The sequence below is a fragment of the Streptomyces sp. NBC_01089 genome (genome assembly GCF_045162975.1).
In the GTDB taxonomy this organism is placed as follows: Bacteria; Actinomycetota; Actinomycetes; order Streptomycetales; family Streptomycetaceae; genus Streptomyces.
Genome location: NZ_CP108660.1, coordinates 2,857,113 through 2,870,205 on the forward strand (window position 1 = coordinate 2,857,113; position 13,093 = coordinate 2,870,205).

At 71.2% G+C, this 13,093-nt stretch carries 13 protein-coding genes and 1 pseudogene; 4 read left to right on the forward strand and 10 right to left on the reverse strand.

The window, feature by feature from the left end; genetic code table 11:
• Positions 1–146: 146 nt before the first annotated feature.
• The 8 genes from OG510_RS12555 to OG510_RS12590 form a co-directional block, all read right to left on the reverse strand.
• A complete protein-coding gene (locus OG510_RS12555) occupies positions 147–2,660 on the reverse strand; it encodes a SpoIIE family protein phosphatase (RefSeq protein ID WP_406136852.1) in 2,514 nt (837 codons plus the stop codon).
• A gap of 155 nt (positions 2,661–2,815) precedes the next feature.
• Complete coding sequence (locus OG510_RS12560; protein ID WP_406136853.1) at positions 2,816–3,220, reverse strand: ATP-binding protein; 405 nt, start codon at positions 3,218–3,220, stop codon at positions 2,816–2,818.
• A gap of 203 nt (positions 3,221–3,423) precedes the next feature.
• Positions 3,424–3,828 carry a (deoxy)nucleoside triphosphate pyrophosphohydrolase gene (locus tag OG510_RS12565; protein WP_406136854.1) on the reverse strand — a complete coding sequence of 135 codons (405 nt, stop codon included), beginning with the start codon at positions 3,826–3,828 and terminating at the stop codon, positions 3,424–3,426.
• 122 nt (positions 3,829–3,950) lie between these two features.
• Positions 3,951–4,133, reverse strand: coding sequence for an SPOR domain-containing protein (locus tag OG510_RS12570; RefSeq protein ID WP_164264130.1), 183 nt, complete (start codon positions 4,131–4,133; stop codon positions 3,951–3,953).
• 299 nt (positions 4,134–4,432) lie between these two features.
• On the reverse strand, positions 4,433–5,185 hold the full coding sequence (locus tag OG510_RS12575; RefSeq protein WP_406136855.1) for a GntR family transcriptional regulator: 753 nt from the start codon (positions 5,183–5,185) through the stop codon (positions 4,433–4,435).
• Positions 5,186–5,499: 314 nt separating this feature from the next.
• Positions 5,500–6,051: an isochorismatase family protein gene (locus tag OG510_RS12580; RefSeq protein ID WP_406136856.1), complete on the reverse strand. Its 552-nt coding sequence runs from the start codon at positions 6,049–6,051 to the stop codon at positions 5,500–5,502.
• A gap of 8 nt (positions 6,052–6,059) precedes the next feature.
• The gene (locus OG510_RS12585; RefSeq protein WP_406136857.1) at positions 6,060–7,571 is read right to left on the reverse strand and encodes an MFS transporter; all 1,512 of its coding nucleotides are present in this window, start codon (positions 7,569–7,571) and stop codon (positions 6,060–6,062) included.
• Positions 7,572–7,669: 98 nt separating this feature from the next.
• Positions 7,670–8,131: a MarR family winged helix-turn-helix transcriptional regulator gene (locus tag OG510_RS12590; RefSeq protein WP_406136858.1), complete on the reverse strand. Its 462-nt coding sequence runs from the start codon at positions 8,129–8,131 to the stop codon at positions 7,670–7,672.
• Between the two features lie 141 nt (positions 8,132–8,272).
• Here OG510_RS12590 and OG510_RS12595 point away from each other — a divergent pair.
• Positions 8,273–8,604: pseudogene (locus OG510_RS12595) on the forward strand (YkvA family protein).
• A 36-nt stretch (positions 8,605–8,640) separates the two neighbouring features.
• Positions 8,641–9,561 (forward strand): transglutaminase-like domain-containing protein, encoded by a 921-nt coding sequence (locus OG510_RS12600; protein ID WP_406136859.1) that lies wholly within the window; start codon positions 8,641–8,643, stop codon positions 9,559–9,561.
• A 75-nt stretch (positions 9,562–9,636) separates the two neighbouring features.
• Here OG510_RS12600 and OG510_RS12605 read toward each other — a convergent pair whose 3' ends face one another.
• Positions 9,637–10,542 carry an NADP-dependent oxidoreductase gene (locus tag OG510_RS12605; protein WP_406136860.1) on the reverse strand — a complete coding sequence of 302 codons (906 nt, stop codon included), beginning with the start codon at positions 10,540–10,542 and terminating at the stop codon, positions 9,637–9,639.
• A gap of 237 nt (positions 10,543–10,779) precedes the next feature.
• Between OG510_RS12605 and OG510_RS12610 the strand changes: the two genes are divergently transcribed.
• Positions 10,780–11,136 (forward strand): MerR family transcriptional regulator, encoded by a 357-nt coding sequence (locus OG510_RS12610; protein ID WP_406136861.1) that lies wholly within the window; start codon positions 10,780–10,782, stop codon positions 11,134–11,136.
• Between the two features lie 90 nt (positions 11,137–11,226).
• On the opposite strand, the gene OG510_RS12615 is transcribed toward OG510_RS12610, so the two are convergent.
• Positions 11,227–11,832: a TetR/AcrR family transcriptional regulator gene (locus OG510_RS12615; protein WP_406136862.1), complete on the reverse strand. Its 606-nt coding sequence runs from the start codon at positions 11,830–11,832 to the stop codon at positions 11,227–11,229.
• 229 nt (positions 11,833–12,061) lie between these two features.
• On the opposite strand from OG510_RS12615, the gene OG510_RS12620 reads away from it, so the two are divergent.
• Positions 12,062–12,979 (forward strand): cyclase family protein, encoded by a 918-nt coding sequence (locus OG510_RS12620; protein WP_406136863.1) that lies wholly within the window; start codon positions 12,062–12,064, stop codon positions 12,977–12,979.
• Positions 12,980–13,093 lie beyond the last annotated feature (114 nt).

Genomic DNA, 13,093 nt, shown 5'->3' on the forward strand with positions numbered 1-13,093 from the left:
CCGGGCGAAAGCCCGAGTACGGCCCCGTACGAGGACTTCCGCCCGGCACGCCGAGTGGGGGGACCCCCTGCTCGCAGAGCTTGGGGGAACGCACCGGACGCCGCGCGCCCGCCCTGCGGGCGACGACGCGACTTCGCGGACACGCCCTAGTACATGCTCAGCAGCTGCTCCACACTCAGCTCGGGCGCCGACGCGCCGTCCGGCAGGGCGAGTTCGAACCAGACCGTCTTGCCGCGCGGGGTCCGCCGGGAGCCCCAGGCCGCACTCAGCATCCCGACCAGCTGGAGCCCCCGGCCGCCCTCGTCCGTGTCGCGGGCGCGGCGGCGGCGCGGCTGGACCAGGCCCGCGTCCCAGACCTCGCAGACCAGCGTCCGGTCGAGGAGCAGCCGGAGCCTGATCTCGCCCTCGCCGTACCGCAGGGCGTTGGTGACCAGTTCGCTGACCAGGAGCTCCGTCGTGTCGACCAGATCCTCCAGGCCCCAGGCGACCAGCTGCTGCCGGGCCAGTTCGCGGGCCCGGCCCACCGAGCGCGGTTCGCGGGGCAGCCGCCAGTCGCCGACCGCGTCGGACGGCAGGCCCTGGATACGGGCCATCAGCAGGGCGATGTCGTCCTCGCCGTGCTGGGTGTCCAGCGTGTTGAGCACATGGTCACAGACGTCTTCGAGCGGGCGCTCCGAGTGGGTCAGAGCGTCGCGGAAGGCGCTCAGGCCCTCGTCCAGCGGGTGTTCGCGTGACTCGACCAGGCCATCGGTGTAGAGCGCGAGCAGGGCGCCCTCGGGGATCTCGACCTCGACCTCCTCGAACGGCTCGCCGCCGACGCCCAGCGGCATGCCGGGCGGTACGTCGAGCAGCAGCGCCTGCTCGCCCGGTTCGACCAGGACGGGCGGCAGATGCCCGGCGTTGGCGAAGGTGCAGCGCCGGGTGACCGGGTCGTACACCGCGTAGACGGCCGTCGCGAGATAGACCTCGGAGAGGTCCGCCTCACGTGTCTTGTGCGCGGCGCGCGACGCCTGCTGGGTGCCGCTCGGGGTGCCCAGGCCGCGGGCGATCTCGTCCAGCGCTTCGAGGACTTCCGCGGGCTCCAGGTCCAGCAGGGCCAGCGTGCGTACGGCGGTGCGCAGTTCACCCATCGCGACGGCGGCCCGCAGCCCGTGACCCATGACGTCGCCCACGACCAGCGCCGTACGGTGTCCGGGCAGCTCGATGACGTCGAACCAGTCGCCGCCCACCTCGCTCGCCGTGTTGCCGGGCAGATAGCGGCAGGCGATGTCGAGCCCGGCCGCCTCGGGGTCGCCGGGCGGCAGCAGGGAACGCTGCAGTATCAGGGCCCGTTCGTGTTCGCGGCGGTACAGCCGGGCGTTGTCCATACAGACCGCGGCGCGCGCGGCCAGCTCCACGGCCAGCGAACGGTCCCGCTCCCCGAACGGCTCGCTCCCCTTCGTACGGGAGAACTGCACCAGACCGACCACCGTGTCATGGGCGACCATCGGCACGGCGAGGGTGGACTGGACATGGCTGCCCTGGGCGCCGGGCACCGAGCGCACCTTACCGGTGCGCAGGGCGCTCGCGCACGGCGAGTGGAAGGCGTAGCGGTGGACGGCGCCGAGCGCGGGCCCGTCGTCCGAGTCCTTCAGCAGGACGTCGGAGACGGCACTGGCATAGGCGACCCGGCGCAGCTCGGCGCTGCCGTCGGCACTGCCCTTCGGTGACTCGTCACCGGCCAGCAGCCCCTGGTACAGGTCGACGGACGCCAGATCACAGAAGCCGGGGACGGACACGTCGAGGAGTTCACGCGCGGTGGTCTCCAGGTCGAGCGAGTTCCCTATCCGGGCGCCCGCCTCGTTGAGCAGGGCGAGATTGCGCCGGGCGTTGGCGGCTTCGCGGGCCGCGACATGACGGCGGGTGACATCGGTGCCGAGCCCGGCGACACCGATGGGGGCGCCGGACCCGCTGTGTACGCGGTAGAGGTTGACCGACCAGTGCCGGCGCTCGGTGCTGCCGGGCGCGGAGCCGATCAGCTGGAGGTCGGTGACGGAGCGTCCGGTCTCCAGGACCCGCTTGAGCGCCGCGGTCATCCGGTCGGCCTCCGCGCGGGCCAGATAGTCGTGGACCGTACGGCCGCGGTGTTCCTCGACCTCGTCACCGAACAGCTCCGCGAACCGCTTGTTGACCCGCCGCACCGTGAGGTCCGTACCGAACAGCAGGAAGCCGAACGGAGATTGGCCGAATATGGCCTGCGAGGAGGCGAGGTCGCTCTCGATGCGCCGCAGCACTCTGACGTCGACAATGATGCAGACGGCGGCCCGTCCGCCGTCGGCCGTCTCCGTGGGCATCACATACAGCTCGGCGAGCCCCTGCGCTTCGGGCCGGCCCGGCATCCGGAAGGGGACCACACCGGTCCACTCCTTGCCGTCCAGGATTTCGGTGACCCTGCCGTGTCCTCTGCCGCGCACCTCGACCGGCAGGAAGACCTCGACCGGATCCACGCCCACGGCATCGCGGGCATCCACTCCGAACAGCTCTTCGGCCCGCTTGCTCCACTGCTCCACCAGCCCGTCGGCCCCGATCGAGAACGACGCAACCCTGATGTAGTCATAGATCGAGCCGGGCGGACTGCTCTGCCATACGACATCGCCCGTCGCACCGGATATATCGCTCACGCGACCGTCCCCTCCAGCTCACCACGCACCGAACCGACCAAGGTGGCACCCGCAGTATTCAGCACTACGGACCGAACCGGCACGGCGTTCACGATCACAGCACGGTCTCAGTCACTTTCGGACACTCCGCCCGCGATCGATGTCCCACCCCTCTCCTAACCAGGCTGGGCCAGCTCGAACCACACCGTCTTGCCCGATCTGCCGCGCGCCGTCCCCCAACGCTGCGCCGAGCAGGCCACGAGCTGCAGCCCCCGGCCGCCCTCGTCGTCGGGCCCGGCCGTCCGCTCGCGGGGCGGATCCGGGAGCGGATCCGAAACCTCCACCCGCAGCGTGGCTTGATCCAGTCGCGCGACCCTGACGCCGATGGGCCCGGACGCATGCCGCATGGAGTTGGTGACCAGCTCACTCACGAGCAGCGTGGCGACGTCACCGAACGCGCCGTCGAGCTCCCAGGTGCGCAGGGTGTCCCGAACCGCGCGGCGCGCGACGCGTACGGCATCGGGCTCGGCGGGGAAGGTCCACTCGGCGCATCCGCCTTCGGTGTCGATCAAGCCGATCACTTCCCCAGGCCGAACCACGGACATGCGCACTGAATCAATAGGTACTAACCAGCACATACCCTGTATCGGGCGTAGATATCGACTACGCCGTGCGATATGACGCACTGGGGCACGAACGGCGCACATCGGGTCCGTTTCGTCGGCGCGGCACGGACCATTCCGTCCGCACGGCGGCCCGTTTCATCTGGGCCGCACGGCCCGTGTCATCCGTGCAGTCCGGCCCGCAGCCGGCGCGCCGCCTCGGCCACCGCGGGGCGGTCCTGGTCCAGCCAGTCCACGGTGTCGATCTCGTCCGGGCCGAGCCAGCGCAACGCGTCGTGGTCCTCCAGCGGGCGCACCTCACCCGAGACCAGCCGCGCGGCCCACACATGAAGGACGAGGCCACGGCCGAGCGGCCACGCTCCAGGAATACGCTCCAGAGGTTCCGTCTCGACGCCCAGCTCCTCGCGCAGTTCCCGCACCAGTGCCTGCGCGGCGCTCTCCCCCGGCTCCAGCTTCCCGCCGGGCAGCTCCCAGCGCCCGGCGAGTTCGGGCGGGGCGCTGCGGCGTGCGGCGAGCAGCCGCCCCTGGTCGTACAACGCTCCACCCACGACGACGCGATCAGCCATGACGCGAGCCTATCGAGGCCCCGCGGGGCTCCCGCCCACGCCCGCCGCGTCCGTCGCCACCGTCGTTGCCGTCGCCGCCATCGCCGCTGTCGCCGCCATCGCCGCCATGGGGCCTGGAGCCGCTACTGCACGCTCTGGCTGATGCGTTCGATCCAGTACATCTGCCGGTGCCCCCGGGCGCCCAGCGTGTCGGCGGTCTTCTGCGCCTCGTCCCTCGTCGCGTACCTTCCGACGCGATAGCGGTTGCCGTTGTCGTCCTCACGTATCACTTGCCAAGGCAGCGTGGCGCTCCCGCTGTCCGTCATCGCGCGCCCCCGTCGTACGCCGGCGTGCAGGTCATTTCTGATCTCCAGGAAACCGCAGTCCGCATATGCCCGAGCGTACGCCTGACCCTTACTGAGCGATTACGTGTTTTCACAAAGAGGTACGCATCAAGCCACTCTGCAATTTCCATTGAGTACGAGACGGGGCGTCAGATGACCGCTGAGCACATCATGGGCACACGACCTCCACACTTCGGCCACCCGAGGGAGCGGCTCTCGAAGCGGAGTTCGGGCATGGCCCGGCCCAACTCCCCGTCAGGGAGCGGCCCGGAGCCTGCGGCTCACTTCACCGGCAGGTGGTACGCGACGCGGTAACGGTCGGCCGGAACGACGATGTCCGCCGTCTCCACCGCCCGCCCCGACGCGTAGTACGTACGGGAGATGACGACCACCACATGGCCGGGCACCCCGCCCAGCGCGAGCAGTTCCTCGGCCAGACCCGGCCGGGCGCCGACCTCCTCGACGACGTTGTCCACGACGACATCGATCGCGGCCATCCGCTCGACGACGCCACAGCCGCCCAGCGGGCCCTCCTCGGGGAGCATCACCGGGGTGCGCCCGGTGATCGCCAGCGGCTCCCACGAGGTGGACAGCATCATCGTTTCGCCTGCGTCGCGGTAGACGTATCGCGTGCGCATGACCCCCTCGCCCGCCGGGACTCCGAGGCGCAGCGCGATGTCGGTGTCCGCGACCTCCTGCTCGCTGCTGGACTCCCAGGTGCCCCGCATGCTCTCGTCGGCCTGCTCCTGGCGGAACGGCGTCGCCCCTTCGGGCAGCCGGTAGCCGGAGCGGGCGATCCGGCGCGGCACGAGCCGCTCCCGGACGTACGTACCCGATCCGGAGCGGCCCTCGACCAGGCCCTCGGCCATCAGCACCTTGCGCGCTTCGAGGGCGACCGTGTCGGAGACCCCGTACTCCTGGCGGATACGCGCCTGGGAGGGCAGTCGCGTGTGCGGTGGCAGCGAGCCGTCGGTGATCTTCTGGCGAAGATCACTCGCGACGCGCAAATAGGCCGGCTGCTCACCGAAAGTCACTGGCCACTCCCTATACAGGTTGACAGACCGCAACAGCGTGGCAACCGTGGGTTGTTGACCGCAAGCAGGGGCCAGAGTTTCACCCGAAGTGATGAAGGACGTCCGGCGAAACCGTTCAGCGGGAGGGCACAGCTGGTCGAATCGCATCCGGTCAGCGGGAGCGCACGGGACAGCGCGGCAGCGGGGGCGGCACGGGAGAACGCCCGGCCACATACGCACGCATGCGCGGACGCGGCGCACGTCCTGCTGTGCGCCGCGTCCGCGGGGTGTGATCGGGGCGGGGTGTGATCAGGCGGAGTGTGGTCGAGCGCGGGTCAGCCGAGCAGCTTGATGACCGCGTCGGTGGTGTCGGTCTCGCCGAGGCGCGGGAAGATCCGCTCGACAGCGTTGCGGTGGGCCTCCGCGTCCATGTCGGTGACGGCGTCGGTGGCGACGGTCACGTGGTACCCGTGCTCCTGCGCCGACCGGGCCGTCGACTCGACGCCGATGGCCGTGGCGATACCGGCCAGGACGACCTGCGTGATGCCGCGGCGGCGCAGCTGCATGTCGAGGTCGGTGCCGTAGAAGGCGCCCCAGGTCTGCTTGGTGACGACGATGTCGCTGTCCTGCTGGTTCAGTTCGGGCACCAGGTCGGCCCAGTCCGCCGGGGGTGTGCCCTGCGGGGCGGGCGACTCGTTGCGGCCGGGCGCGCCGCCCGTGACGCGTACGAGGACGACCGGCAGGTCGTGCGCGCGGAAGGCGTCGGCCAGCCGCGCGGCCCGCTCGACGATCTCGCCGGCGGGGTGCGCGGTCGGCAGGCCGACGATGCCCTTCTGCAGGTCGACGAGGATCAGCGCGGTCCGGCTGTCGAGGGTGGTGGCTGTCATGGCATGGCTCACTTTCGGTTACGGGCACGGAGCGCCCGGTCGGAGACGGTCAGTGCGACGAGCACCAGACCGAGGACAACGGAGACGGCGGCCATCAGATGCAGCCCGCCGTCGCTCGCCCGCTGCCCGTAGGCGAGGGCGATGAGGCTCGATGCGGTGATGGCGCCGATGTACTGGGCGGTCCGCTGGAGACCGGCGGCGGAGCCGATGGCGTCGGCGGGGGCGTACTGGTAGACGGCGGCCTGGTTGCCGGTGCCGACCAGCCCCTGCGGGATGCCGAAGCAGGCGCCGGTGATGAGCAGTACGGCGACCGGGGTGGCGCCGGTGGTGAGGATCAGCAGGGCGCTGCCCGCGGTGACCAGGACGGCGGCGATGGTGAGCGGGGCCCGGATCCCCTTCGTCCGGGCGCCGAGCAGCGAACACACCAGCGCGGCCACCGACATGGGGAGCATGAGCAGCCCGGTGTGCAGCGAGGAGAAGCCGCGGCCGTCCTCCAGCCACTGGGTGAATCCGTACATCACGCAGTAGATGACGAGATAGCTCAGGCCGTGCCGCAGATAGGTGCGGGCGAGCGCGTGGTTGCGGCCGAGCATCCGCAGGTCGATGAACGGGCGCGGGCACCGCAGCTGCCACCAGGTGAGGACGGCGGCGAGGACGGCCACGGGGCCGAGCAGCCACCACGCCGGGTGGGCCAGGTCGAGGAGGAAGAAGACCAGGGCGGTGAGGGTGCCGGTGAAGAGCACGATGCCGAGCGGGTCGAGCCCGGCGGGTTCACGCGCGCCGCCCGCGGCCGCGCGTCGGCCGTCGTCCTTCGGGATCCACCACATGGCGCAGACGAACGCGACGCAGGCGAGCGGCACGTTGACGGCGAAGATCGCCCGCCAGCCCCAGGTCGCGACGAGCAGTCCGCCGAGGGTGGGGCCGACCGCGGCGCTGCCGAGCCCGGCGAAGGAGAGACGGCCGAGGACCGGCCGGGGGGTGGGACGGCCGAGCCTGCGCGACTCGGAGCGCAGTACGGCCATGGCCGCCGGGTAGGCGGCGGACGTGCCGATCCCGAGGAGCAGCCGGGAGGCGATCAGCCAGCCGAACCCGGGTGCGGCCGCACCGACGAGCCCCGAGGCGGCCACGACGGCGAGCCCGGCGAGGAAGACGCGGCGCGGGCCGATGGAATCCGCGAGCCTGCCGAGGACGGGCTGGGCGACGGCGCTGGCCAGATAGAGCACGGACACCAGCCAGACGGTGCTGGATGCGCCGATCCCGAAGTGGTGGCCGATCGACACCAGGGCCGTGGAGATCATGGTGGTGTTGAGCGGATTGAGCAGCGAGCCGAGCAGCAGCGGGGCGGTGAGCCGGGCCCCGAACCCCGCGTCGGGGGCGGCCGTGCCGGTGGCTGTACCGGGGGCGGGGGCGGAGGTTACGTCGGGGTCGGCGGCTATGTCGGGGTCGGCACCGGCGTCCGGGCCGGTGCCGGGCCCCTGACCGGGATCCGCACCCGTGCCCGTACCCGTGGCCGACGGCACACCCTTACCCGTACCCGACGGTGCACCCGTCCCAGTACGAGTACCAGCACCCGCACCCGTGCCCGCGCCCCGACCTGCATCCGTCTCGCCGGGCGCCGTCACCTCTGCACCAGCCGTTCGAGCAGCGCGACGGCGTCGGTGAGCGTGCGCCGCTCCGCCGGGTCCAGTTCCTCGCCGATGGCAAGCGCGAGCCAGCCCTGCTTGTCGGCGCGTACGCCTTCGAGCGTGCGGCGGCCGAGATCGGTGACCGACATGACGTGCTGCCGTCCGTCGGTCGGGTCGGGGGTCCGCTCCACCAGGTCCCGGGTCTCCAGGGCGGTGACGGTCAGCCGCATCGACTGCGGTCTGACCAGCTCGGCGCGGGCCAGCGCCGCCGTGGTCATCGGCCCTTCCCGGTCCAGCAGGGACAGCGCCGACCGCTGCGAGTGCGTCAGCTCAAGCCCGGGGGACGTTCTCCGCAGCCGCCGCGACACGCGTCCGAGCACGACCGAGAGCTCCGCCGCGATCTGCTCGGGGCTCGGTTCCTCGGGGCTCGGTTCGTGGTGGGGGGAGGTGGCCATGGCGCCACCGTAAGAGATAGACAGGAAGCCTTGCAAGTTTCCCTGTCCACCTATCCGCCCGCCCACCCCACCGCGCCGCGCCGCACCCTGACGGCCCCCGCCCCGCGCGTGGCGTTCCGGCCGCCGGGTACCCGTACAGCCATGGACTTCCACTCGAAGGCGCTGCTGGCGGTCATCGCGCTCGTACTCCTGGCGACGGTGGCGCTCACGGTCGTCCTCGCCGTACGCCTGTTCCGCGCCCGGCGCTTCCTGCGGGACGCGGGCATCCCCCTCCAGAACAAGCTCGCTTTCTGGGGCGCGCTGATCTACACCGTCAGCCCGGTGGACCTGCTACCGACCCGGTCTATCTAGACGACATCGGCGTCCTGCTGTTCGCGCTGCACACACTGGAACGGGCCGCGCGCCGGGGAACCGCACCGAAACCTGGACACTCGGCGGGGAAATTCGGCACAGTGGGGCCGCAGGGCCCATAATCGAACACGTGGCCGAATCCGTGAAGGGGTCCCACCATGCCGTCCGCCCGCCTCGCACCGGATGCCGCCGCGTACTACACCACCCAGAGCACCTTCTCCGGCCCCGGCGAACTGGCGCCGCTGTACGCCGCACTTCCGGCGGACCCCGGTGAACTGGGCAGGATCGCCAGGGACTTGACGATCCATCGGATGGAAGGCGACGCCTTCGGATACGCGATCCCCGAGGACCGCCTTCACCATGACGCCGAGACGCGCTACATCGACGACATCCTGCGCATCATCACGGACCGGAACAGCGCACCGCTGACCGAACCGCGGGCGCCCGGGGACCGATTCGTCGGGATCTGCCGCGACATCGCGCTGCTGCACTGCTCGTTCCTGCGCCACGTCGGCGTACCGGCCAGGCTGCGGTCCGGGTTCGCCGACTACTTCGGCACGGACGGCTTCCACCACGACCATGTCGTCACCGAGTACTGGGACGCCCGGCGGGGCTGGCTGCTGGCCGACGCGGAACTCACCGACCCGGCGATCGCGGCGCGTTACGCGGTGCCGTTCGACCCGATGGATGTGCCACGCGACCGCTTCCTGGTGGCAGGAGCGGCCTGGCAGGCCATCCGCGCGGGCGAGGCCGACCCGACGACGTTCGGACTGCTGATCCCGGAAGCCACACTGACCGGCGCGTGGTTCGTGGCGGGCAACGTACGCCTGGACCTGGCGGCACTGAACCGGACCGAGACCCTGCTGTGGGACATCTGGGGAGCGGGCGCGGACGACGACGCGGGCATGACGGACGCGCTCCGCGACCTGTACGACGAAGCGGCGCGGGTGGCGGGCAACGAGGTCAGGTACGAAGCGGCCCGCGAACTCTTCGCCGGGAACGACGGCCTGCGCACCCCCAGGACCGTACGGTGCCTGGCGGCCTTCAACGGACCGCACGACGTGGAGCTGCGGGCCTGACGGGGTACGCCGAGCGAGTCCGGAAGGGCGAGTCCAGAAGGGCGGGCCCTGAAGGAGCCGCGGAGACCGGCCTGTTCAGATGCAGATCACGATCTTCCCTCGGGTGCGCCCGCGCTCGGCGTGCGCGTGGGCGTCGGCGATCCGCTCCAGGGGATAGGTCTGTTCGATACGGGGTGTGTAGCGGCCTTGCCCGCCCAGTTCCGCCGCCGCGGACAGGAGAGCGGAGTCGTTCTCCGCGTTGGCCACATGCGTACCCAGGCGCTGCCCGCCCGCATGGTCGGCGACCGTCGCGACGCGCTTCGGGTCACCGGTGATCGCGACGAGGTCGTCCAGCGATCCGGAGGCCGCTGTGTCGAGCGCGATGTCGACTCCGTGCGGGGCGAGAGCGGACAGCCGCTGCGCGAGGCCGGGGCCGTAGGTGGTGGGAACAGCGCCGAGTGCGGTGAGGAACGCGTGGTTGCGTTCGCTTGCTGTCCCGATCACCGTGGCACCCCGCGCTACCGCGATCTCGACCGCCGCGCTGCCCACGCCCCCGGCGGCGCCCTCGACGAGGAGGGTGCGCCCCGCGAGGGAGCCGAGCGCGTCGAGCCCTCCCATCGCGGTCACCGACGCGAGACCGGCACCGGCGGCCTGCTCGTCGTTCCACGTGGCGGGGGTGTGCGCCCAGGCCGAGAGGACCAGCAGTTCCGCGGTCGCGCCGGTGACGCCGCCCAGTCCGAAGACGCGGTCGCCGATCCTCACCCCCTGCACCCCGTCACCGGTCTCGTCGACCACACCGGCTCCGTCGCGCCCGGGAATGGCGGGCAGCTCCAGCGGCATCAGCTGGTGCAGGGCGCCGGCGCGCAGCTTCCAGTCGATGGGATTGACACTGGCCGCCGTGACGCGGACACGGATCTCACCGGGGCCGGGGCGGGGATCGGGGGCCTGCTCGATCACCAGGTTCTCCGCTGCGCCGTATGCGTGGAATCGGGCTGCGCGCATAATCGTCTGCCTCACTTTGACGGGCCGGAATGACGTGTTCGTCCGACGCCCGTCACTCTAAAACCTGACGTTGACGTGAGGTGCAAGTCGCAACTGCCGCCCGGTCGGAGAAGGGCAGGCGAGGATGGGTGAGGTTGCCGAGCGGGCGGGGGTGAGCATGGGGGCGCTGGAGCCGGTATTGCTAGCCTGAACCTGACGTCCATGTGAGGTACCGGCGGGAAGGGAGCGGCCTGCGTCATGCGTATCGGGCAGCTTGCCAGGCGGTCGGGGGTCAGCGTGCGGGCCCTGCGCTACTACGAGGAACAGCGGCTCCTGGAATCGTCGCGGACGCCCGGCGGGCAGCGTGACTATCCCGACGAAGCCCTGGAGCGGGTCCAGCTCATCCAGGACCTCTTCGCGGCCGGCCTCTCCAGCCGTACGGTCGTCGAACTCCTGCCGTGCGTGAGCACCGGCGTCGCGACCCCCGCCATGCTCGACCAGCTCACCGTCGAACGCGACCGCATCGCCGCACGCATCCAGGACCTGACCCGGGCCAAGACCAAACTCGGCCACGTGATCGAGAATGTGACCGCGGCGCACGTGGTGCAGGACTGAGCAGCCCGCGGCGAGGGGCGGGCCCCGGCCCGTCCGCGCCCGCTGAGCACCGGCCTGCCAGGGGAAGAGCCCCCAAGGCAGGAGGCTCCCTCAGGGCTGGACGCCCATGAACCCCTGGTCCAGGATGCGGCAGGTCTCCTCCAGGAGCCGCCCGCGTTCGGCTTCGCCGGTGTCCGTCGGGTTCATCGTGACGGTGAGCGCCGCGACGGCGGTGACGGCGCCGAGCCGCACGATGTGGGCGTCGACGGGCAGGCCGAGGCGCTCGGCGATGCCCATTTCGACGGCCCTGACCACCTTGCGGGTGAGCTGGGTGGCCTGCGCGGCCACATCCGGATGGCTGGCCATGACCTCCCTGACGACGGTCGCCCTGCCGCCGGGCTCGGGGGCGAAAGCGGTGGTCGTCATGGCCCACACCGCGGCGCGCACGGCGCTCTCGGACCGGGGCCTGTCCACGATGAGGCCCGCGATGTAGGCGTCGTCGGACGCGTCCCAGGCGAGGAAGACCTCGTCCTTGGTCGCGAAGTGGTTGAAGAACGTACGGCGGGAGACTCCGGCGTCGGCGCAGATCTCGTCGATGGTCACCCGGTCCGCCCCCTGTCCGCCGGCCAGCTTGGTGGCCGAATCGCGCAGCCGCGCGGCGGTCGCCCGCTTCCGGTACTCGCGCCGGCTCGGTTCCTGTCGCCGGGATTCAGTCACGCTTCCGTCCTGTCCAGGTGTCGGGATGTGTCGAGGTGCCTGCCGAAAGGCGAAGGGTGTCCGCCGACGTGCGTGTCGCGGTGCCGAAGCCACCCAGCAGGTCCTTTGCACTCATTGCACCCCCAGAGTACTCTCGCGCCGAGAGTGCAATGAGTGCACTTGGATGGCTCCCGGGCCCGGCGTCCGTACCACCACGAGCACCACAGGCCCCCGACGAGAAAGGCACGACATGGCTGACTACGCGTTCAAAGAGACCGGCCGGAAACTGTCCAACTGGGGCCGCTGGGGCGACGACGACGAGAGGGGCACCCTCAACTTCGTGACCCCGGACACCGTGAAGCAGGCACTGAAGGCCGTACGGACCGGCCTGCGGTACGAGCTGAGCATCCCGGTGGGTGACAGCGGGCCGCAGACCGGCTGGCTGAGGCGGATCAACCCCGTGCACACCATGACGATGACCCCGTACGACTTCTCCGCGCCGGAGGGCGTCGTCATCAGCGACGACTTCATCACCATGCCGCTCCAGTCCGGCACCCAGCTCGACGGGCTCACCCATGTCGGCTACGACGGCGCCTTCTACAACGGCGTACCGGTCGAGGCGGTGACCCCGGGCCGCGGAGCGACCCGGAACGCCATCGACGCCACGCTCCCCGGCTTCACCGGCCGCGGCGTCCTCCTCGACGTCGCCTCACTCGACGGCGGGCCGTGGCTGGAGCCCGGCCGCGCCATCACCATCGCCGACCTGGAGCGCGCCGAGAAAGCCACCGGAACCCGGCTGGGGAGCGGCGACGCCCTGCTCGTCCGCACCGGCTGGCTGCGCAAGGGGCTCACCGAGGGCTGGCGCGGCTGGCTGAACGCCGAGCCGGGACTCGCGCCGGAGTGCGCGACCTGGATCCACGACCGCGAACTGGCGATGGTGGCGAGCGACAACTGGGGGGTCGAGGTCCTGCCCGCTACGGACGGTCTCGTGCCCCTGCACGCCGTCCTGATCAGGGACATGGGCATGATGCTCGGCGAGATGTGGAATCTGGAGGAACTCTCCGAAGCCTGCGCCGCCGACGGCACCTGGGACTTCTTCCTCACGGCCACCGCCCTGCGCATCAGCGGCGGGGTCGGCTCCCCCGTCAGCCCGGTGGCCGTCCGCTGAACCACCCGCCCGGGGCGCCGGATCCGCTGCTCACCGCGCGGGGCTCGCGCGCCCCGTACGCACCAGGTCTTGAAGAGAGCGAACCAACTCGGCCCGCCGTGTATCAAAGGGAGA